Source organism: Xanthomonas sp. WHRI 7065, assembly GCF_040203115.2.
GTDB lineage: Bacteria > Pseudomonadota > Gammaproteobacteria > Xanthomonadales > Xanthomonadaceae > Xanthomonas > Xanthomonas arboricola.
Map to the genome: position 1 here is coordinate 418099 of NZ_CP168194.1, position 20931 is coordinate 439029.

Genomic DNA, 20931 nt, shown 5'->3' on the forward strand with positions numbered 1-20931 from the left:
AACTCCCATGGCTCGTTTCTTCATCGACCGTCCCATCTTCGCCTGGGTCATCGCCATCGTCATCACGCTGGCCGGCGCGATCTCGATCTTCTCGCTGCCGCTGGAGCAATACCCGGACATCGCACCGCCCTCGGTGACGGTCAGTGCGACCTATACCGGTGCCTCCGCAGAGACCGTGCAGAACTCGGTCACCCAGATCCTCGAACAGCAGATGACAGGCCTGGACAATCTGCTCTACATGTCCTCCAGCAGCAGCTCGGCGGGCACAGCGCAACTCACGCTGACCTTCGAGTCCGGCACCGACCCGGACACCGCGCAGGTGCAGGTGCAGAACAAGGTGTCGCAAGGCGAGGCGCTGCTGCCTGACGAGGTCAAGACCAACGGCGTGACCGTGACCAAGTCGGCCAGCGGCAGCATGTTCATGGTGCTGGCCTTCACCTCCGAAGACGGCAGCATGGACAGCACCGACATCGGTGACTACATGGTGTCCTCGTTGCAGGACCCGATCAGCCGCCTCAACGGCATCGGCAGCGTCAACGTGTTCGGTGCCGAGTACGCGATGCGGGTGTGGCTGGATCCGGAGAAACTGCACACCTACGCATTGATGCCCTCGGATGTCAGCAGCGCGATCGCCGCGCAGAACGCCGATGTCTCGTCGGGCGCGCTGGGTGCATTGCCGGCGCTGCAGGGCCAGCAGCTGAATGCCACGGTGACCTCGCGCAGCAAGCTGCGCACACCGGCGCAGTTCGAGAACATCGTGCTCAAGTCCGATGCCGGCGGCGCCACCGTGTACCTGCGCGATGTCGCGCGGGTGGAGCTGGGCTCGGAATCCTATGGCTCCAGTTCCAAGTTCAACGGCAAGGCCGCCTCGGGCATGGGCCTGCAGCTGGCGACCGGTGCCAATGCGCTGGACGCGGCCAAGCTGGTGGAAGCCAAGCTGGATGCACTCAAGCCTTACTTCCCGGCCGGCCTGAAGTACGAGGTCGCCTACGACACCACACCGTTCGTGCGCATCTCCATCGAGGAAGTGGTCAAGACCCTGATCGAAGCGATCGTGCTGGTGGTCGTGGTGATGTACCTGTTCCTGCAGAACTGGCGTGCCACGCTGGTACCGGTGATTGCGGTGCCGGTGGTGCTGATGGGCACCTTCGGGGTGTTGTCGCTGCTGGGCTTTTCGATCAACACGCTGACCATGTTCGCGATGGTGTTGGCGATCGGCCTGCTGGTGGACGATGCCATCGTGGTGGTGGAAAACGTCGAGCGGCTGATGGCCGAGCAGGGCATGTCGCCGCGCGAGGCCACGCACACCTCGATGGGCCAGATCACCGGCGCCCTGGTCGGCATCGCGCTGGTGCTCACCGCGGTGTTCCTGCCGATGGCCTTCTTCGGCGGTGCCACCGGCGAGATCTATCGACAGTTCTCGGTGACCATTGCCGCGGCGATGATCCTGTCGCTGGTGGTTGCGCTGACCCTGAGTCCGGCACTGTGCGCCACCTTGCTCAAGCCCATCGACAAGGGCGGCCATGTCTCGCGCAAGGGTGTGCTGGGCACATTCTTTACCTGGTTCAACACCCGCTTCGATCGCGGTACCGAACGCTACGGGCGTGGCGTGGAACGCGTGGTCGGCCATCGCAAGCTCGGCTCGCTGGTCTACGCGCTGTTGCTGGTGGTGCTTGGCCTGCTGTTCTGGCGTCTGCCCAGCGCGTTCCTGCCTGAGGAAGACCAGGGCATGCTGATGGTGATGTTCAGTGCACCGGCCGGTGCCACCCAGCAACGCACCCAGCAGTCGATCGACCAGGCCACCGCGTTCATCCTCAAGCAGCCGGAAGTGCAGGGCATCATGACCATCTCCGGCTTCAGCCTGGCCGGCAGCAGCCAGAACTCGGGTATGGGCTTTATCCGCCTCAAGGACTGGGCCGACCGCGAGGGTTCGGCGCAGGAAGTGGCCCAGCGCATCACCGGCGCGATGATGATGACGCTGCCCGACGCGCAGGTGTTTGCATTGACGCCGCCGGCCATCAACGGGCTGGGCACCAGTTCCGGTTTCACCCTGCAATTGCAGGATGCCGCCGGCAACGGCCACGAGGCGCTGGTGGAAGCACGCAAGCAGTTGCTGCAGCTGGCCAACGGCAATCAGAACCTGACGGCGGTGCGCTTCAACGGCCTGGACGACGCGCCGACCTACCGCGTGCAGATCGACGATGCCAAGGCCGGCGCGCTGGGCGTGGCCGCAGCCGACATCAACACCACGCTCTCCACCGTGATGGGCGGGCGTTACGTCAACGACTTCCTCAACAACAACCGGGTCAAGCGCGTGTACGTGCAGGGCGAAGCGTCCGCACGCATGCTGCCCGGCGATATCGACCGCTGGTACGTGCGCAACAGCGACGCCGCCATGGTGCCGTTCTCGGCGTTCGCCAGCAGCGCCTGGGCGTATGCGCCGCAGGTGTTGACCCGCTTCAACGGCAGCGAATCGATGGAGATCACCGGCAGCGCCGCATCCGGCATCAGCTCGGGCGATGCGATGACCGCGATCGCCGGTGAAGTGGACGGCATGGGCAAGGGCGTGGGCTACGCCTGGTCGGGCATGTCGTATCAGGAGCAGGCGGCCGGCACCCAGACCTGGATGTTGTATGCGGTGTCGCTGGTGTTCGTGTTCCTGTGCCTGGCCGCGTTGTACGAGAGCTGGTCGATCCCGATCTCGGTGATGCTGGCGGTGCCGGTGGGCATCGTCGGCGCGCTGCTCGCGACCTGGATGCGCGGGCTGTCCAACGACATCTATTTCCAGGTCGGCCTACTGGCAACGATGGGCCTGGCCGCCAAGAACGGTATCCTGATCGTGGAGTTCGCCAAGGAGCTGGAAGAGAAAGGCCAGCCCTTGATCGAGGCCACCCTGCACGCCGCACGCATGCGCCTGCGCCCGATCCTGATGACCTCGCTGGCCTTCATGCTCGGCGTGCTGCCGATGGTGATCAGCAGCGGCGCCGGCTCCGGCGGACGCCATTCGCTGGGCACCGGCGTGTTGGGCGGCACGCTGGCCTCCACCGTGCTTGGCATTTTCTTCGTGCCGTTGTTCTACGTGATGGTGCGCAGCCTGTTTCCCGGCAAGGCGGCCGCGCACTCCCCCGTCGTTTCCACCTCCGAGGTAACGCCATGATGCGCACGACATCCCTCAGCCTGGCGGCGGCCTGTGCCATCGCATTGAGCGGCTGCGTCAGCATGGCGCCGCAATATGCGCGCCCGGATGCACCGGTGCCCGGCGTGGTCGGCGACACCGGCAGCCCGCCCCACGGCGACAGTGCCGATGGCCGCACCACCGCTGCGGCTGGGCTGGACTGGCGGCAGGTGCTGGTCGATGCGCGCCTGCAACAGGTGGTCGCACTGGCGCTGGACAACAACCGCGATCTGCGTGTGGCCGTGCTCAATATCGAGCAGGCACGTGCGCAGTACCGCATCCAGCGTGCGGACCTGTTTCCGGCGGTGGACGCTACCGTCTCGCACACGGCGCAACGTGCCGCAGCCGCGACCAGTTTCACCGGCGCGCCGCAGATCATCCGCAGCGCCACCGGGCAGGTGGGGATCAGCAGCTGGGAGCTGGACCTGTTCGGGCGCATCCGCAGCCTCAAGAACGAAGCGCTGGAGACCTATCTGGCCAGCGAGCAGACCCAGCGCAGCACCCGCCTGAGCCTGGTGGCCGAAGTGGCCAGCGACTGGCTCACCGTGGCCGCCGATCAGCAGCGGCTGGCACTTGCCCAGCAGACCCTGGAGAGCCAGCGCAAGACGCTGCGCCTGACCGAATTGCAGCACGACAACGGCATCGTCTCCGGGCTGGATCTGGCGCAGATCCAGACCAGCGTGGAAAGCGCGCGCGCCGATGTCGCCAGCTTCACCACCCAGCTGGCGCAGTCGCGCAATGCGCTGAACCTGGTCGTGGGCACGTCGGTACCGGCGGCGTTGTTGCCGGCTGCCGATGCGATCGAGAGCGGCGTGGCATTGGCACCGTTGCCGGCGCAGCTGGAATCGCGCGTGCTGTTGCAGCGCCCGGACGTATTGTCGGCCGAGCACACGCTCAAGGCCGCCAACGCCGACATCGGCGCAGCGCGTGCGGCGTTCTTCCCCACCATCTCGCTGACCGGCAATGTCGGGCGTGGCAGCGATGCCTTGTCCAGCCTGTTCGATGGCGACCACACCTGGTCGTTCACGCCCAGCGTGAGCCTGCCGATCTTCCGCGCCGGCGCCCTGAAGGCCGAACTGGATGTGGCCAAGCTGCAGAAGGACATCACCATCGCCCAATACGAACTGGCGATCCAGACCGCCTTCAGTGAAGTGGCCGACGCGCTGGCCGAGCGCACCCAGCTGGACGAACGCATGGACGCGCAGCGCGCCCTGGTGGATGCGGCACAACGCGGTTTCACCCTGTCGGATGCGCGCTACCGCAACGGCGTGGACAGCTATCTGGTGGCGCTGGACGCGCAGCGCTCGCTCTACAGCGCACAGCAGACCTTGATCAGCCTGCGGCTGACCGAAGCAAGCAACCGGGTGACCTTGTACAAGGTGCTCGGCGGCGGCGCCGATGCGCAATCGCAACCGCTGGCGCAACAGTAGCCCTGCATGGATGCACGAGCGCAAGCGCATCCGTCAGATCCGCAATGGCAGCGACAGTACCCGGATCAAAAGAAGCTGCTCAAACCGCACCTCATCGGGCAGCGCGGAGCGTGCTGCTCGCAATCATGCACCGACCATCTCGACGGGCCCTTGTCCGCCCACCCTCGCGGGACCTGACGCGGCATGGATGCCGCGTAAGAGCCTACAGGGACGTACTTGCGGCGTGTCCTGCGAGGGTGGGCGGGCAAGGGCCCTGCAGCCAAGCCGTAGATCAGCAGCTCTACACCTGATCTATCCACATAGTCCAAGTGCATCGCGACACCACGCATAAAGCAACCAAGCCTTCGAAGCCTAGCTCCGTTAAGGCGCGCTCCAAGCCTTGAGTCAAAAGCTAGGTGAGTTGAGCGTGCGATGCCCTCACCGCTTGCGGGACACGCCGTGAATCCATCCGTGGAGGCTCCTCGGCGGCATCCATGCCGCCGAGGGTCCCGCAACCGGCAAGGACATCGCACCAAAGAGTTGGTCGGCTGTTTTCTTGAGAGCTTGTTGCTCGGCTTGCGGTAGCAAATCAACAGTCTGTGGCTTGCGTGTTGAAAGCCCGCCTGCTGCTCGGGTTGGGATGGAAAAATGGCGAGGGGTTGATCGAACCCACGGTGATCCGACCAGCACACGTCATACACCGCTTGCAACCACGCACCGACCATCTCGACGGGTCCTTGCCCGCTCACCGTCGCGGGACCTTACGCGGCATGGATGCCGCATAAGAGCCTAGATGGACGTACTTGCGGCGTGTCCTGCGATGGTGGGCGGGCAAGGGCCTTGCTGGAAACCCGCAAATCGTCCGCTCTAGAAACCGATGCACCCACAGCGTTCAATCATTGCTAGGACCGCATCACTTCGCCGCGTTGGCGTTCATCACCGCATTGCGGCTGGCATCCAGATACTGCGCGGGGTCGCGCATGCCGGTGGTGTGGCATTGCCCGGTGGTGTGGCCGCGATTGACGCCGCCGGGTAGCTGCGCGTTGACCTGCTCCACGGTGCCATCTTCCGGGTCGTTCAGTACCAGGTCCGAGGCCGCGTTGCAGTAGTCGTTGGTGTACCAGTTGGTCTTGGCGAACGAGGTCGTGTAGTAGTTGACCTTGGCGCGCGCATCGGCCGGAATACCGGCCAACCAGGCTTTGGCGCCGTCGTAGGTCATGTCGGTATTGGTGCCGCAACCCACGCCGAACCACGAGCCTACCGCCGCCAGAATGCCGGACAGATTGGTGCCCTGGTACGGCGTGCCGACCGACTGCATCACCCGCCCACCCGTGGCGTTATCCAGCCCGCTCCAGTAGTAGGTATACAGATGCAGCGCGGCCATGCCGCCTTGGCTGTGCGCCACCGTCGCGAACGAGGACCATTGACTGGCGAACTGCGCCAAGCGCTGTGCGAACTGGTCGTTGCTGCGGTTCTGTTTGGCATCGAGGAACGAGGACGCATTGGTGAACTGCGCCTGCGGCCACACGCCGTTGGAGCAATAGCCATGCACGAGCACCAGTTGTGACCCCGCGGCCTGCGGTTGCGCCATCGTAGTGGCACGGGCCAGCGTCGTCGGACGCGGGCCCATGCGCATGCTTTCGTCGATCGCGGCGGCAGAGCGCGCGATGCTGGCGCGGCGCAACGCGGGCAGCTGCAACGGCAGCGTGTCGGCCTGTACCAGCGGGATGTAATGGTCCGGGTCTTCGATGCGCAGCCCGCGCAGCGTAAACGGCGCGCGCGCGCCGGCACGCGCGACCCAGCGTTCGTCCAGGCTCAACGGCAGCTGGCCTTGCTGCGGCGTCAGCATGCCGCCGATCCATGCCACCGGCACGTCCTTGCCCTTGGCATCGGTGCCCCAGACCTGGCCAAACACGCGGTAATGCGATGGTGCCTTGCCGCGCGCGGCGACCGGCAAGGCAATGCTGAGCCGGGTGCCGTCGGCAGTGCGTGCGCTGAGTGCGTTGCCGAGTAGACGCAGGGAGGTATCCAGCACCGGCAATACATGCTCGCTGGTGCGCACGAACGGCTGCCCGGCCTGGTCGCGACCACGCACGATCACCTGTGCAATCCAGGTGCCTTCGGCTGTCGGTTGGAACGTGCCGCCATACACGCCATCGCCGGCAGCACCATCGTCGTGCTGCCCGTCATCGGCCATCGGCAGCGTGCGGATGCCGCCTTGCGGGTCGATCACACGCAGGCTCGCTGTCTCGATCTGCCCCGCCTGCGCGGCCAGCAAGCTCGCGCCGCCTGCATCGTTGCCACTGAGCAAGGCGTTGAGCGTCAGCGACTGGCCGACCTGCTGCCGACGATGGCGCGGGTACGAGGCCAGCTGCGTGCGCGCATCGCCTTCCATCAGCACATACCCGCGTTGCGCCACCGGCTTCGACGATTGCAGCGTCAGCGCCCAGTTGCCGTTCTGCGCGGACTCCACCGCGTAACGCATGCCGCTGCTGGCGCTCTCGGCGCTGCCCAGCAGTGTGCGTTGTGCCTGCAGTTGCGGTGCAACAGCAGCGGCACGTGCGCCGGCAACACGTGGTGCAGTCACCGCCGCCTCCCACGGCTGATCGCCGGCCAGCACCATGAAACGCAGATGGCCGTTTTCCACCGGCAAGTTGCCTTGCCAGCGTGCGGACTTGCCGGCCGGCGTCAACTCCACCGGCAGCAAGGCGCTCTTGGACAGGATCGCCGACTCGGCCGGATCGGGTGCGCGCATCTGCGCGAACTCCTCCGGTGGGCCAGCCAGTTGTTTGGGTTGCAGCTCGGCCGCGGCAAGCGGCGTGGAGGCCAGCGACAGGGTGCACAGCAGGGACAACAGCGACGGCTTCGGCATGGCGACATCTCTCCTTGAACGTTGCAGAAGCGATGCCGCCGCGCATGGCAACGGCATCGGATGCAGCGCCCCCTCGCCGCGATTCGTCGATGGTTATACCGCGCGCTTGTGACAGGTCTGCTGTGCGCTGCAGCACCTCACGCGCAGCAAACAAACCGCCAGAACTAAAAAGTACAGAATGTGATCGAGGTCGTGGACATGTCGAGGTCCACGACGCATCGCTTGATGAAAGTCAGAGGTCTGCGGTCGATCTGCAGCGCCGAATTCGGCGTGCCTCAGTCCGCCTAAACGTGCGCGGAGCGGGAGCGGTACTGCTCCACCCACGCGACAGTCTGTGCGATGCCGCCAAATGGATAGAAGTGCATGCGGACCTCGCCGTGCGCATCAGTCAGGCCAGTGGCCAGCCGTTCCACAAAACGATCCGGCCCAGCGGTGCCCAACAGCTTGCCGAACGAGATGCCGTATTTGGACAACATCGATGCGCATGCGCCGACACCGCAGCTAGCGGCATAGCGTGCGAGCACCGCCACGCCGGCAGGGCCGGGTACGCCCACACGCACAGAATATGCAATGCCGTGCGCGCGCAGCGCCTGCAACCACGTCAGCACGATGTCGGCATCGAACGCGAACTGGGTGACGATCAGCGGCGCCATGCCGCGCTCGGTGATGCTGCGACACTTGCGCTGCAGCACCTCCCATCGATCGGCTGCAGGCATGCTTGGATGCCCTTCCGGATGCCCCGCCACGGCGATGGTCCGGATGCCGGAGCACTCAAAGATCCCGGTATCGATCAGCGACAAGCTGTCCGGAAACGGCCCGAGCGGAGCAGGCGGATCGCCCGCAATCACCAAACAGCGCTCGACGCCGGCGTCATCGACGGCGCGGCTGACAAAGGCATGCAGCTGCTCGCGCGAGGCGATACGGCGCGCGGACAGGTGCGGCATCGGCTGAAAGCCGAGTGTGCGCACCATTCGTGCCGCGGCCAGCCGCGCGTCGTCGTCCTGGTTGGGCAGGTAGGGGATGGCAATGGTTGCGCCACGCGTGATCCGGGGCGCCGCAGCAGCCAGCCCGGCAATGTGCTTTGCGCTGACCTCCAGCGAATAGGCCTCGGTGATGGTGCTGGCGAGGCTGGGCGTGTCCGGATCAGTCAAAGGTGTTGCCGTCCTGTGGTGGTGAGTGGCTGCGCCGCTGCGTCAGCCCCGATCGAGCGGGCAGGGGACAAGAGCACATCGAGATCCCGGCCGCGCCCCAAGACCCGCTTGCACTCAATCGTCCTGTTCCGCATCGCCGTAGAATTTCACGCCCAGTTGTATGCGACTGCGCCCGCTTTCCACGCGGTGCCGATTGGTGTCGCGCAGCGAGTAGACGCAGCCGCAGTATTCCTGCTGGTAGAAGTTCTCGCGCTTGCTGATCTCGACCATGCGCGAAGAACCGCCGCCCTTGCGCCAGTTGTATTCCCAGTACATCAGGCCGGGATACCTGGCCGCAGCGCGCACGCCGCAGTCGTTGATCTGCTGCATGTTCTTCCAGCGCGAGATGCCCAGGGAGCTGGTGATCACCGGGAAGCCGTGCTCGTGCGCATACAGCGCGGTGCGTTCAAAGCGCATGTCAAAGCACATGGTGCAACGCACGCCGCGCTCGGGTTCGTTCTCCATCCCGCGGGCCCGCTCGAACCAGTTGTCCCGATCGTAGTCGGCATCGACGAAGGGCACGCCGCACTGCTCGGCAAAGCGGATGTTCTCGTCCTTGCGCAGCTCGTATTCCTTGCGTGGATGAATGTTGGGGTTGTAGAAGAAGATGGTGTAGTCGACGCCGGACGCCAGCATGGCCTCCATCACCTCGCCGGAGCATGGCGCGCAGCAGGAATGCAGCAACACCTTGTCGTGGCCGGCAGGCAGGGGGAGTGGCGCGCGGGTTGCGGTGGTATCCATCAGTGGGCTCCGGATGTCGTGGCGGTGCCATTGGCAGGCTGGCGGGCCAGTTCGATGAAGGCGCGCAGGTAGTCGACGGCGATATCGGCCTCACGTGCGCCCAGGAAGATCTGCTTGGCGATGCCGCGCGCACCCAACCGCACCGGCACCACGTCCATCCTGGCGGCGTATTCCTCCACCAGCCAGCGTGGCATGGCGGCCACGCCGCGGCCACTGGCCACCATCTGCATCATGATGTCGGTGGTTTCGATGGCCTTGTGGCGCCTGGGCGTGACACCGGCCGGCAGCAGGAACTGGCTGTAGATGTCCAGGCGCTCGAGGTCCACCGGATAGCTGATGAGCACCTCGCGTGTGAGCTGCTGGGGCTTGACGTAGGCGGCCGACGCCAGCGCATGGCCCTTGGCCACGACCAGCACCTGCTCGTAGTCGAACACCGGCTCGAACCGCAGCCCGGGCTTGTACAGCGGGTCGGGCGTGACCAGCAGATCGATCTCGTAGCCGAACAGCGCGCCGATACCGCCGAACTGGAACTTCTGCTTGACGTCCACATCCACATCCGGCCAGGTGGCCAGATAGGGCGCCACCAGCTTGAGCAGCCACTGGTAGCAGGGATGGCACTCCATGCCGATGCGCAGTGCACCGCGTTCGCCCTGCGCGAACTGGCCCAGGCGCTCCTCGGCCAGGTCCAGCTGCGGCAGTACCCGGTTCGCCACCGCCAGCAGGTACTGGCCGGCCTGGGTCAGGCGCAGGTTGCGTCCCTCGCGCAGCCACACGTCGGTGCCCAGCTGTTGCTCCAGCTTCTTCATGCTGTGGCTCAGCGCCGACTGGGTCAGGTTCAGCACGCCGGCGGCGGCGGTCAGCGAGCCTTGCTGCTCGACCTGCTGAACGATGGTGAGATGGATGCGCTCAAGCATTCAGATGATCCGAATTCATGGATTGTTGAAATAACACCATTTTACTTCATTGAATACGAGCCCTAGCATCGGAGTTCGTCGTTTCAGGTCAACCCGCATGACTGTCAACGTGCCACACCCCCTCCGCGTCGTCGCGGTCTCCGGCGGGCTGCAGCGCCCCTCCAAGGCCGTCGCCCTGGCCGAACACCTGCTGGCGCTGATCGCCGATGCCGTGCCGTGCGAGCAACATCTGGTCGAACTCGGGGCGTTGGTGCCGCAGTTCGCCGGCGCGGTCTGGCGCTCGCAGCTGCCGGCAACGGTGGAGCAGGAACTTGCGGCCGTGGAGCAGGCGGACGTGGTGGTGGTGACCACGCCGGTCTATCGCGGCTCCTACACCGGGCTGTTCAAGCACTTCTTCGACTTCATCCACCAGGATGCCTTGATCGACACCCCGGTGCTGTTGGCGGCGACCGGCGGCAGCGAGCGCCATGCGCTGGTGATCGACCACCAGTTGCGGCCACTTTTCAGCTTCTTCCAGGCACGCACGTTGCCGCTGGGCGTCTACGCCACCGACCGCGACTTCCTGGACTACCGCGTGCACAACGAAGCCCTGGCCGAGCGGGCCAGGCTGGCGGTGCAGCGCGCATTGCCGCTGATCGCATTGACGCGGCAGGCAGGTGCCATCGCCGCAGAAAACGTGGCCGCGGCCTGAGGCCACCCGGTCACGGTTGCGCGGCGGGCCACCACACCCTTTGCCGGCTACAGGATTCGTTGGCGATGGCCCACCGATCCGAAGTTCCGGCATCCATCCAGCAGGAATCCACCCCTGCGCCGAGACCTGCGCTCGTAATCAATTTCGGAAACAAGGCGTCAGCTTGCAATGACTCAGGAATTCACCTTCAGCATCAAACGTCAGCGGTTTGACGAGGACTACCGTCCCGCGGCCAATACGCGCAACACGACGAACTTTGCCAACCTGGCCAGGGGGCAGCGTCGGCAGGAAAACCTGCGCAATACGCTTGCGATGATCAACAACCGCTGCAACGACCTGGCGCATTGGGATAACCCCACGCGCGACCGCTACGCGGTGGAGCTGGACATCATCTCTGTCGAGATGAACATCGGCGAGAACGAAAGCGGCGATGCATTCCCGCTGATCGAGATATTGAAGCCCAGCATCCTCGACAAGACGAGCGGCGCGCGCATCGATGGCATCGCAGGGAACAATTTTTCCTCCTACGTGCGCGACTACGATTTCAGCGTGCTGCTGCCGGCGCACAATCAGGATGCGTCCGGCTTCAGCATCCCGAACGATTTCGGCAGCCTGCACGGAAAGCTGTTCAAGCACTTCGTGGACTCGGATGCCTACACGGCGCGTTTCGCCAAGCCGCCGGTCATCTGCATCAGCGTCTCCAGCAGCAGGGTCTATCACCGAACCGGCAACCGGCACCCCGTGCTCGGCATCGAATACCGGCAGGACGAGTTTTCCCTGACCGATCGCTACTTCGAGAAGATGGGCCTGCAGGTGCGCTATTTCATGCCTCCCAACAGCGTCGCCCCGCTGGCTTTTTACTTCTTCGGCGACCTGCTCAACGACTACACCAATCTGGAGCTGATCGGCACCATCAGCACCATGGAGACGTTCCAGAAGATTTACCGCCCGGAAATCTACAACGCCAATTCCGCGGCGGGGGCCATCTACCAGCCGAGCCTGAAGCACCAGGATTATTCCTCTACCCAGATCGTCTACGACCGGGAAGAGCGCAGCCAGCTCGCGGTGACACAGGGCAAATTCACCGAGGAGCACTTCATCAGGCCCTACGGCAAGATTCTCGCGCAGTGGGTTTCTCACCACGCTGTCTGATCAACAAGAACGCAAGACACCACTCATCATGAAAAAGCTGCTCCCTACCTCCACCGCCGGCAGCCTGCCCAAGCCGTCCTGGCTCGCACAGCCGGAGAAACTCTGGTCGCCCTGGAAGCTGCAGGACGAAGAACTGATCGAAGGCAAGCAGGATGCATTGCGCCTGTCGCTGCAGGAACAGCAGCACGCCGGCATCGATATCGTCAGCGACGGCGAGCAGACCCGCCAGCATTTCGTCACTACCTTCATCGAACACCTCAGCGGCGTCGATTTCGAAAAGCGCGAGACTGTCAGGATCCGCAATCGCTATGACGCCAGCGTCCCCACCGTCGTTGGCGCGGTGAGCCGCCCCAGGCCGGTGTTCGTGGACGATGCCAGGTTCCTGCGCCAGCAGACCCGCCAGCCGATCAAATGGGCGCTGCCTGGCCCCATGACGATGATCGACACCCTCTTCGACGCGCACTACAAGAGCCGCGAAAAGCTGGCGTGGGAATTTGCCGTCATCCTCAACCAGGAAGCCAGGGAGCTTGAAGCGGCCGGCGTGGACATCATCCAGTTCGACGAGCCGGCCTTCAATGTCTTCTTCGACGAGGTCAACGACTGGGGTGTTGCCACCCTCGAGCGTGCGGTCGAAGGGCTCAAGTGCGAGACCGCCGTCCACATCTGCTATGGCTACGGCATCAAGGCCAATACCGACTGGAAGCAGACTCTAGGGTCGGAGTGGCGTCAGTACGAAGAGTCGTTTCCCAAGCTGCAGACATCCACGCTCGACATCATCTCGCTGGAGTGCCACAACTCGCACGTGCCGATCGACCTGATCGAACTGGTGCGCGGCAAGAAGGTGATGGTCGGGGCTATCGACGTGGCGAGCAATACGATCGAAACGCCGGAAGAAGTGGCCGATACGCTGCGCAAGGCTTTGCGCTTCGTCGATGCCGATAAGCTCTACCCTTCCACCAACTGCGGGATGGCGCCTCTGGCCCGGGACGTTGCAAGAGGCAAGCTCAAGGCCCTCAGCGCAGGCGCAGACATTATTCGCGCAGAACTGGCAGCCCGCTAGCGCGCCGGTGCAGGCGCTGGGTCGGCGGCCGAAGCAACAGGGCCGCGGCTAGCGCCATCCTGCTGACGCTAGCGGCCACCACGGCTAGCGACGCAACCACCAACAAGCCCCCGCATGCGGGGGCTTGTTGGTCTTCCATCACGGTGCAGGGCTCAGTAATTGACCTGCAACTGCAGCCGCAGCAAGTCGCCTTCCACCACCGGATACGGCGCGGTGGTGACGTCGGTGCGCTTCATCTTCGAATAGGCGAACACCAGTTCCAGCGCATCCATCGGCTGCCACTCGACGCCGGCTTCCACCTCGTCCAGGCGCATGCGCGGCGCATTGGTGTCGAACTTGGAGCCGCCGCGGTAGGTCTGCCACTTCAGGTACGGCAGCAAGGTGCCGTAGCTGCCATCGTGCTTGTACATCGCCTGCACGTAACCGCCACTCAGCGAACGGGTGCGGATGCGCCGCTTTGCGACATCTAGCTCCGGGCCGCGGCCCACTGTCCACTCGGCCTGCAGGCCGAACGGCTGCGGGTAGTAGATGATGTGCGCGGCCACGCGTTGGTCGGTGTAGCCGTTCGGGTCGGTGATGGCCGGGGTGAAGCTGCGGCCACCGATGTTGACTGCCGCCGCGGTCGGCACGAAGCGGCCGCTGTAGGCATCGGCACCCACTTCCAGGTACTGGCCGTTGGCGAACTTGAACGGGTAGGTGGCGTGCACCACCGCATGCATGCTGTCGTTGCGCTCGGCGCGGTTGGCGCCCTGGCCGTTGTACACACCGGCACCGATCACGCCGTAGTCGCCCGAGCCCTTCAAGCCCGACTTGACCAGATCCTGGAAGCGGCCCTTGGCCACGGTGGGGCTGTAGTAGAACACCGCACCGATATCGCGTTCGTCGCGCAGGCCGGAGTTGAGCGCGTCGGCGCGGTCCAGGGTGAGACGGTTCTGGCTGGACTGCAGGTTCTCCCAGCCGTACGGCATCTTCGACTGGCCCACGCGCACGCGGTACTCGCGCTTCTTGTCGAAGTAGATGTCGGCATACGCATCGCGCAGCTGCGCGAAGTTGGAGGTGGTCGAACCGGTCGGCGTGCTCGCAAAATCCGGCTGGAAGTACAGCGACACGTGCTCGTTGAGATCGCCGCTCAGCACCAGGCGCGCACGCCGGATGCCCAGGCTCTGGTCGTTGCCGATAAAGCGGTCACCGGGTGCGCGCAGATCCTGCGCGTCGCCGCCGATGCCCTGGTTGTAGCGGATCTGCGTGTAGCCGCGCAGGCTCAGCTTGTCGTACCACTTCTTGCCGGCCTCGCCGGCCTTGGCCGGTGCTGCAGCCGGCACGGGTGCAGGTGCGGCCTGGGCAATGGCGGTGTCGGCAGGCACCGGCGCCGCAGGGGCGGGCGGCAGTGCCGGTGCGGCCGGCATCGCCGACGCCGGCAGCTTGCCGTTCTCGTCCACCTGCACGAACTTGCCCAGCTTGTCGCGGCCCGGGGCCGGCTCGGCGAAGATCTGCTTGGTCTTGCGGTCGACGTACAGCTCCAGCTCGGCGGCCAGCGTGCTGCCGCTGGCGGTCGCGCTGAGGGCGCACAGGACGGTGGCGAGATTGCGTTTTTTCATTGGTCCGGCTCGTGCAAGGGAAACGGGTCGGCGGCAGCGTCAGGCCGGCGCTGCCCGGCGGGCGGCGAACACGGCGCCGGCACGCCCACCAGGCGCCCGGTCGTCCTGACGGTGCGGCAATGCGTGCAGTTATATTTAGATTTGATGTCAGTTTGGTGACATCGGTGGCCCCGCACAGCGCAACGCTGTGTCAGCTGCGTGTCTGGCGCGTGTCAATTGTGCGACGCGCAGAAGGCCGGCCCAGCGGCGCGCGGCGCGGGCATCAGGCGCGGATGTGACGCTTTGGTTGCTGCTGCCGGCCATCGGACCTTCGGTGCCATGGGCAGATGGTGTCGCCAGGAGCAGCTGCCGACGCAAAGGCCGAAGCGCGTGCTTGGCACGGCCATGGCGTGCTGTCGTCGTCGCCAACGCGTGGGCAAGGGACGATGACTCAGAAACATAGCAAAGGCGGGGTCATCGCCCGCCTTTGCCGGATCACGCACCGCGTGGCGTAGCGCCAGGCCGGTGCGGCTGCACGGTGTCGCGCAACACCGTGCCAGGGCTCGGCTCAGCCAGCCGGCGTCGCGTGCAAGGCCGCCGCCACCGCATCGCGCAGCGGGGTGGTCGGGCGGCCGATCAGCTGGCTCAGCGTGTGGCTGTCGTCGAACAGGCTGCCGCCGCGCGAGGACGCCGAGCACTGCGCCAGCACCTGTGCGAATGCGGCCGGCAGGCCGATCTGCACCAAGGCCGCCGCGTAGTCGGCTTCGGGCAGGTCGTGATAGGCAACCGGCTTGCCCGACTGCTGCGCCACCTCGGCGGCATACTCGGCCATCGTGAAGGCCGTATCGCCGGCCAGTTCGTAGACCTTGCCGGCCTGAGGCGTGTCGGCGGCCAGCACCGCTGCGGCGGCCTCGGCATAGTCGGCGCGCGTGGCCGCACTGATCCTGCCCTCGCCGGCGCTGCCGATCACCGCGCCATGTGCCACCTCGGCCGCGATCGAGCCGGTGTAGTTCTCGGTGTACCAGCCATTGCGCAGCAGCACGTGCGGCACGCCGCTCTCGTGCAGCAGTGCCTCGGTGGCCACATGCTCGGGTGCCAGCGCCAGCGTGCTGGTATCGGCATGCAGCACGCTCGTATAGGCCAGCAACTCCACGCCGGCACGCTTGGCGGCCTCGATCACGTTGCGGTGCTGCGGCACGCGTTCGCCCACCGCATTGGACGACACCAGCAGCACCCGGCCCACGCCTGCGAAGGCCTGATCCAGGCTCTGCGGGTCGGCGTAGTCGGCGCGACGCACGGTGATGTCGCGTTTTGCGAACTGTGCGAGTGACGCAGTATCGCGGGCCGTTGCTACGATCCGAGCGGCCGGGACACGCGCCAGCAGTGCTTCGACCACCAATGCGCCCAGCTGCCCGCTGGCGCCGGTGACGAGGATCAGGGGGGAGGTGTGTGCCATGGTGAACTCCAGTAGGTATTGATAAGAGGTGTGGTCTACTATCTAGACTCTTGGTCCGCGCACCTATTGTCAGGGCCGTTCGAACCTCCGCAAGGAGGCAGTTTTCCACCCCCTGGTTACCGTGAGATATCCCAGTGAACGCGATTGCTCTGTTTCCGCCGCCGCCGTCCCTGCAAGGTATGCCGTTCGACGCCACCAAGTGCCCGGTGCGCGACGTGCTCGATCAGATCGGCGACAAATGGACCATGCTGATCCTGCTGACGCTGATCCCCGGCCCCTCCCGCTTCAGCGCCATCCAGCGCGCCGTGCCGGACATCTCCAAGCGCATGCTGACCCAGACCCTGCGCAACCTCGAGCGCAACGGCATGATCACCCGCAAGGTCTACGCGACCAAGCCGCCCAGCGTGGAATATGCCTTGTCCAAGCTCGGCGTGGCGCTGCTCGGCCCGATTTCGCAGCTGCTCAACTGGGCAGGCGAGAACCATGCGGCCATCCGCTCCGCACGCGAACGCTTCGATCATGCCCAGCAGCCGGCGGTTGCGCTGGATGCCGACGAAGCGATGGCGTAAGCGCCGGCCGGCAGCATCGGCAAGCGAGCCGACGGCGCTGACGGCAGGTGGGCGCCTCGGCGCGTTGGTTGACCGCCTAGGCGCGTGCACTAGGCGCAGCGGTGGATGGATTCCGCGTCTGCCAGGCGTGCTCCGTCGAGGCATCGGCGCTTGGCCCGGAAGCGTGGACGGCTCAGTGGCGGGCCTGCCATGCATCGCTGCTGTCGAGGGCACGCCCTGGCACCTGGACCCGACTCCAGAGTGACGACATCACAGCCACCACGGCCTGCTACGCACGCGGCGGACCCGCCATCGATCTGTGAACGCGTGCTCACAAAATCCCGCGCCGGATAAACGTCTGCCAGCGCAACCACGCCACGCGTCGCCCGCAAACCCTTGCGGCTTAACGGGCCTGCCGCATGCTATCGCTGCCATCGCTAATTTCAATCGCAAGCCGGCTCAAGCGTATGCACCGGTATCCGATAAGGGGCTCACCTTATCTCGCGAATCCGCTGCGCCATGCCCGTCTTCGGCACCCTGTCCGCCTCAACGCGACGCACCCTGGGCGCTGCCCTGCTCGCGCTGTGGTGCGGCTGGATCGCCGTGGCCTGGACCACGCCCCACGCGCAAGCCAATGACGTCGCCAGTGCATGGGCGCAGGTCCAGGCCAGCCTGCCGGCCGCGCAGCGGGCGCCGATGCTGATCGGCGTCGCAGGTGCCTGCGCCTGCACCGACCCGGCCGCCGATCGCGCCTGGGCCGTGCTCAGCAGCGCGGTACGTGCGCGTGGCGGCCAGGTGCGCATGCTCGACACCCCCGCACTGCGTGGCAGCGGCTATGCCGTGTGGCTGCTCGGCGCTGACGGGCAGCCACGCTACGCCGGCCCCGCAGACGGCGGCGCGGTGTGCGGCACGGCCGGCGCGGCGGATTGGTCGCGCTGGTTACCCGATGTCCTGGCGCGCACCCCGGGTGCCGCGCTGGTGTCCCCTTGTCCCTGTGCCGTGGAGTCGCTGTCATGATGGAACTGTCCGCATCGGCACCGCCGACCTCCACCTACGCCACCCGCCTGGCGATCAAGGCCGACCGGCTGTTTCTGTGGCTGGCCGTGCTGCAGAGCGTCGGCTCGCTGGGCCTGGCCTGGTACCAGGGCCAATGGACCACGTTTCTGGCGGTCACGCTGCCCAGCCTGTTGCTGATGGCCTGGCAAGTGCAGGCCAACCCCGGCACGCGCCTGACCCGCATCACCAACGCGCTGGTGCTGATGGCCCTGGTCGCGGCCACCATCCAGCAGGCGCATGGCCTGGTGGAAATGCACTTTGGCGTGTTCGTGATCCTGGCGCTGCTGCTGTACTACCGCGACTGGCTGCCGGTGGTGGTCGCCGCAGGCGCCATCGCCGTGCATCACCTGGCGTTCTACTGGCTGCAATCGCGCGGCATGCCGGTGCAGGCGTTCACCGTCGGCAGCGGCTTCGGCATCGTGGTGCTGCATGCCGGCTACGTGATCGTCGAAACCGCCTTCGTCTGCGTGATGGCCATCCAGCTGCGCCGCCAGGTCGATGCCCTCGACCACGAGGCCGAATCGCTGGCCGAACTGGCCGACACCCTGGCCACCGGCGCCACCTTGCCGCCAGCCATCCTGCAGCAGCCCTTCCGCAGCGGCTCGCTGGCGCAGGCGTTGGTGCGCATGAGCGTGCAGGTGGAAGAGCGCATCGCCCAACAGCAGCAACTGCTGCTGGAAAATCGCCGTATCCGCCTGGCGCTGGATGCATCGGCAATGGCGGTGGCCATCGTCGACGGACAGGGCGCTGCCATCTATCGCAATCAATCGTTCCAGCAACTGAGCACGCAGGTCGATGCGCATGTGCTGCACACCGCACTTGCCGATGCGGTGCTGCTGGGGCATGACGCAGGCAGTAGCAAAACGCGCGCGCTGGCGGCGTTGCAGCTGCAGGAAAACATCACTCCGGTCCGCGATGACGACGGCGCCTCGCTGGGCGTGGTGGTGGAGTGGCAGGACCGCACCCAGGACCTGGCGCTGGAAGAGCAGCTTGCCACGGTCATTGCCCAGGCTGCGCGTGGCGAGCTCGGTGCCCGCCTGCACGGAAATCCAAGGAGCGGCACACTCGGCCAGCTGGCCGAGGGCGTCAACCAGTTCCTGGCCATCACCGACGACAGCCTGCAGGACATGCGTCGCATGCTGGCGGCGATGTCACGTGGCGATCTGACCCAGCGCATCGACCGCCACTGCGAAGGCGTGTTCGAGCAGATGAAGCGCGACGCCAATGCCACCGCTGACGAGCTGGCGCGCATCATCACGCAGATCCGCAGCTCCAGCACCGCGATCAATCACGCCGCCGGCCACATCCTGACCCGCAACGATGCATTGGAGCAGCAGGTGCAGCGGCAGTCGGCCACCCTGGGCCGCACCGCCACCCAGATGCAGGCGGTGCTCGGCACCATGCAGGAGCACACCGCGCAGGCAGCCGACGCCGACAAGCTCACCGCCGCCGCATCCGAGGCCGCACGCAGCGGCGGCGACACCATGCACCAGGCGATGGGCACCATGCAGCAGATGGAACAGGCCTCGCGCAGCATCCAGGACATCGTCTCGGTCATCGACGGCATCGCCTTCCAGACCAATATTCTGGCCTTGAATGCCGCCGTCGAAGCTGCACGCGCCGGCGAAGAAGGCCGCGGCTTCGCCGTGGTCGCCGGCGAAGTGCGCGCGCTGGCATTACGCTCGTCCACCGCCGCCAGCCAGATCAAGACGCTGATCGGCGAATCGGTCACGCATATGCAGGCCGGCGTGCAGCAGGTGCGCCACGCTGGCGAAGGCATGCAGCACATCGTCGCCACCATCGGCCAGGTCAGCAGCACGCTCAGCAGGATCGCCGTCGCCTCGCAACAGGAAGCCGGCAGCATCGCGCAGGTGCATCACACCCTCGCCGGCGTAGACGCCGACATGCGCGACGGCGTCACCCGCATGCAGGACGCCAGCGCCGCCGCACGCGCCATGGGTGACCATGCCGCGCAGCTGGAAGATGCAGTGAGTGCGTTTGTGGCCGATGAGCGCGATGGCGGCGCTGAGGCAGTGCAGAGGCTGCGCGTTGCCTGATCTACATCAGCGCATCTTTGGCGCACGATAGCACCACGCGTGATCTTGCCTGATCGCTGGAGCTGACGCCGGGTTTTCCAGGGCCGATAGCGCAACCATCGCTTTCGGCCGGCCGGTCCACAGAAGCTGTCCAGCGGCAGTTGCCGGCGCCTGCATCAGGCGACGCTGCAAGGCAGATGCTGTGGTGCCGACGCCTGCCGATTACTTGCGCAGCTCCCGCAGCTTGCCAGTGAACCAGGATTGGCTGGATACCGGCGCAGCGTTGCCGCAACGCACCTGATACGGCTTGCCCGACATGCTGCTCTTGGTGGCAGCAAGCTCGATGAAGGATTCGGTAGACGTTACCAGCCCCTTCTTCTGCAGGTACTCATACTTTCGCTGCAAATGTTCACTGGCTTTCGGCGCCGCATACCACGACCCATTGCGAGAAAACTCGCAGTTGGATTGCGCAAGAACCTTGAAAAGCTGATCGACCTCGCGCGTGGTGGCGGGCGAAACCCCTTGGGCCGAAAGCGATGCACAGGCACCGAGCAGGAAAACTGCAAGACACGATCTAACCTTCATCGACCGAATGGTAACGCATGCCAGCGCCTTGCCGACCGGCATCGAGGAGCGGCACCGAAACAGCTGCGGATCCGCTGCCATGACTGCATATCACAGCGACTACCAGGCGGTATCAACGTCGGCTCCGGCAGCACAGCGCAGTCGGCCGAGCGACATGCGCGTGTCACCTCATGCCGGCGTCAGATGGCACCACGCCGACGCGCCCAGGCAATGCCGAACACGGAGCCAAGCGACAGCCCCAGGCCGAGGCCTTGCGGCAGGTTGCCCATTGCTGCCCCGAGGGCAGCCCCTACGGCTGCGCCGATGCCAATGCTGATGCCGACCAATTTGGAATAGAGCTTGGTATCTGCTGGTTTCAACATGAGCATTCCTTCGTTGATAGTTGAACCGATCCACCTGACGATTACATTGCGCAGGCGGGAACTGACGCGCACCACGCGTCCTGATTCTAATGTCTTGGGCTCGCCTT

The 20931-nt window shown here is 65.5% G+C and carries 16 protein-coding genes; 8 read left to right on the forward strand and 8 right to left on the reverse strand.

The features are described 5' to 3' along the window. Positions 1 to 7: 7 nt before the first annotated feature. Both ABQY64_RS01775 and ABQY64_RS01780 read left to right on the forward strand, forming a co-directional pair. Positions 8 to 3157, forward strand: coding sequence for an efflux RND transporter permease subunit (locus tag ABQY64_RS01775; protein ID WP_349780203.1), 3150 nt, complete (start codon positions 8 to 10; stop codon positions 3155 to 3157). Continuing rightward, positions 3157 to 4605 carry an efflux transporter outer membrane subunit gene (locus tag ABQY64_RS01780; protein ID WP_374151333.1) on the forward strand — a complete coding sequence of 483 codons (1449 nt, stop codon included), beginning with the start codon at positions 3157 to 3159 and terminating at the stop codon, positions 4603 to 4605. The genes ABQY64_RS01775 and ABQY64_RS01780 overlap by 1 nt, the downstream gene beginning before the upstream one ends. Positions 4606 to 5497: 892 nt before the next feature. Here the strand turns inward: ABQY64_RS01780 and ABQY64_RS01785 are convergent. The 4 genes from ABQY64_RS01785 to ABQY64_RS01800 form a co-directional block, all read right to left on the reverse strand. Further along, entirely contained in the window at positions 5498 to 7456 is a 1959-nt protein-coding gene (locus ABQY64_RS01785) for a choice-of-anchor X domain-containing protein (protein ID WP_349780205.1), read from the reverse strand. 284 nt (positions 7457 to 7740) lie between these two features. Next, positions 7741 to 8607 (reverse strand): methylenetetrahydrofolate reductase, encoded by an 867-nt coding sequence (locus tag ABQY64_RS01790; protein ID WP_349780206.1) that lies wholly within the window; start codon positions 8605 to 8607, stop codon positions 7741 to 7743. Positions 8608 to 8721: 114 nt separating this feature from the next. Continuing rightward, positions 8722 to 9387, reverse strand: coding sequence for an epoxyqueuosine reductase QueH (locus ABQY64_RS01795; RefSeq protein ID WP_104596711.1), 666 nt, complete (start codon positions 9385 to 9387; stop codon positions 8722 to 8724). Beyond that, complete coding sequence (locus ABQY64_RS01800; RefSeq protein ID WP_024938835.1) at positions 9387 to 10301, reverse strand: LysR family transcriptional regulator; 915 nt, start codon at positions 10299 to 10301, stop codon at positions 9387 to 9389. Before ABQY64_RS01800 ends, ABQY64_RS01795 begins: the two co-directional genes overlap by 1 nt. A 97-nt stretch (positions 10302 to 10398) precedes the next feature. Between ABQY64_RS01800 and msuE the strand changes: the two genes are divergently transcribed. The 3 genes from msuE to ABQY64_RS01815 all read left to right on the forward strand — a co-directional run bounded on the left by msuE (position 10399) and on the right by ABQY64_RS01815 (position 13204). Beyond that, positions 10399 to 10992, forward strand: a complete 594-nt coding sequence (msuE, locus tag ABQY64_RS01805) for an FMN reductase (protein ID WP_180971151.1) — start codon at positions 10399 to 10401, stop codon at positions 10990 to 10992. A gap of 168 nt (positions 10993 to 11160) precedes the next feature. Further along, a complete protein-coding gene (locus ABQY64_RS01810) occupies positions 11161 to 12144 on the forward strand; it encodes a DUF1852 domain-containing protein (RefSeq protein ID WP_016904546.1) in 984 nt (327 codons plus the stop codon). A gap of 28 nt (positions 12145 to 12172) precedes the next feature. Continuing rightward, positions 12173 to 13204, forward strand: a complete 1032-nt coding sequence (locus ABQY64_RS01815) for a methionine synthase (protein WP_039517461.1) — start codon at positions 12173 to 12175, stop codon at positions 13202 to 13204. A 152-nt stretch (positions 13205 to 13356) separates the two neighbouring features. Here ABQY64_RS01815 and ABQY64_RS01820 read toward each other — a convergent pair whose 3' ends face one another. Both ABQY64_RS01820 and ABQY64_RS01825 read right to left on the reverse strand, forming a co-directional pair. Further along, on the reverse strand, positions 13357 to 14802 hold the full coding sequence (locus tag ABQY64_RS01820) for an OprO/OprP family phosphate-selective porin (protein WP_349780207.1): 1446 nt from the start codon (positions 14800 to 14802) through the stop codon (positions 13357 to 13359). Between the two features lie 547 nt (positions 14803 to 15349). Beyond that, entirely contained in the window at positions 15350 to 16237 is an 888-nt protein-coding gene (locus ABQY64_RS01825) for an SDR family oxidoreductase (protein WP_349780208.1), read from the reverse strand. A gap of 134 nt (positions 16238 to 16371) precedes the next feature. Between ABQY64_RS01825 and ABQY64_RS01830 the strand changes: the two genes are divergently transcribed. The 3 genes from ABQY64_RS01830 (at position 16372) to ABQY64_RS01840 (ending at position 19898) form a co-directional block, all read left to right on the forward strand. Continuing rightward, positions 16372 to 16806, forward strand: a complete 435-nt coding sequence (locus ABQY64_RS01830; RefSeq protein ID WP_039513244.1) for a helix-turn-helix domain-containing protein — start codon at positions 16372 to 16374, stop codon at positions 16804 to 16806. A gap of 498 nt (positions 16807 to 17304) precedes the next feature. After that, a complete protein-coding gene (locus tag ABQY64_RS01835) occupies positions 17305 to 17802 on the forward strand; it encodes a hypothetical protein (RefSeq protein WP_167704935.1) in 498 nt (165 codons plus the stop codon). Beyond that, on the forward strand, positions 17799 to 19898 hold the full coding sequence (locus ABQY64_RS01840) for a methyl-accepting chemotaxis protein (RefSeq protein WP_349780209.1): 2100 nt from the start codon (positions 17799 to 17801) through the stop codon (positions 19896 to 19898). Before ABQY64_RS01835 ends, ABQY64_RS01840 begins: the two co-directional genes overlap by 4 nt. 201 nt (positions 19899 to 20099) lie before the next feature. Here the strand turns inward: ABQY64_RS01840 and ABQY64_RS01845 are convergent, their stop codons facing one another. Together ABQY64_RS01845 and ABQY64_RS01850 are read right to left on the reverse strand one after the other, a co-directional pair. Then, entirely contained in the window at positions 20100 to 20543 is a 444-nt protein-coding gene (locus ABQY64_RS01845) for a YfeK family protein (RefSeq protein ID WP_349780210.1), read from the reverse strand. Positions 20544 to 20641: 98 nt separating this feature from the next. Then, positions 20642 to 20824, reverse strand: a complete 183-nt coding sequence (locus tag ABQY64_RS01850; RefSeq protein ID WP_026064821.1) for a hypothetical protein — start codon at positions 20822 to 20824, stop codon at positions 20642 to 20644. Positions 20825 to 20931 lie beyond the last annotated feature (107 nt).

What these genes read in the sequence shown, in the direction of transcription:
- ABQY64_RS01775 (WP_349780203.1), top strand. Translation starts at nt 8, where the DNA reads ATGGCTCGTTTCTTCATCGACCGTCCCATCTTCGCCTGGGTCATCGCC.
- ABQY64_RS01820 (WP_349780207.1), bottom strand. Translation starts at nt 14,802, where the DNA reads ATGAAAAAACGCAATCTCGCCACCGTCCTGTGCGCCCTCAGCGCGACC.
- ABQY64_RS01840 (WP_349780209.1), top strand. Translation starts at nt 17,799, where the DNA reads ATGATGGAACTGTCCGCATCGGCACCGCCGACCTCCACCTACGCCACC.
- ABQY64_RS01810 (WP_016904546.1), top strand. Translation starts at nt 11,161, where the DNA reads ATGACTCAGGAATTCACCTTCAGCATCAAACGTCAGCGGTTTGACGAG.
- msuE (WP_180971151.1), top strand. Translation starts at nt 10,399, where the DNA reads ATGACTGTCAACGTGCCACACCCCCTCCGCGTCGTCGCGGTCTCCGGC.
- ABQY64_RS01825 (WP_349780208.1), bottom strand. Translation starts at nt 16,237, where the DNA reads ATGGCACACACCTCCCCCCTGATCCTCGTCACCGGCGCCAGCGGGCAG.
- ABQY64_RS01780 (WP_374151333.1), top strand. Translation starts at nt 3,157, where the DNA reads ATGCGCACGACATCCCTCAGCCTGGCGGCGGCCTGTGCCATCGCATTG.
- ABQY64_RS01800 (WP_024938835.1), bottom strand. Translation starts at nt 10,301, where the DNA reads ATGCTTGAGCGCATCCATCTCACCATCGTTCAGCAGGTCGAGCAGCAA.
- ABQY64_RS01795 (WP_104596711.1), bottom strand. Translation starts at nt 9,387, where the DNA reads ATGGATACCACCGCAACCCGCGCGCCACTCCCCCTGCCTGCCGGCCAC.
- ABQY64_RS01835 (WP_167704935.1), top strand. Translation starts at nt 17,305, where the DNA reads ATGCCCGTCTTCGGCACCCTGTCCGCCTCAACGCGACGCACCCTGGGC.
- ABQY64_RS01850 (WP_026064821.1), bottom strand. Translation starts at nt 20,824, where the DNA reads ATGTTGAAACCAGCAGATACCAAGCTCTATTCCAAATTGGTCGGCATC.
- ABQY64_RS01845 (WP_349780210.1), bottom strand. Translation starts at nt 20,543, where the DNA reads ATGGCAGCGGATCCGCAGCTGTTTCGGTGCCGCTCCTCGATGCCGGTC.
- ABQY64_RS01785 (WP_349780205.1), bottom strand. Translation starts at nt 7,456, where the DNA reads ATGCCGAAGCCGTCGCTGTTGTCCCTGCTGTGCACCCTGTCGCTGGCC.
- ABQY64_RS01815 (WP_039517461.1), top strand. Translation starts at nt 12,173, where the DNA reads ATGAAAAAGCTGCTCCCTACCTCCACCGCCGGCAGCCTGCCCAAGCCG.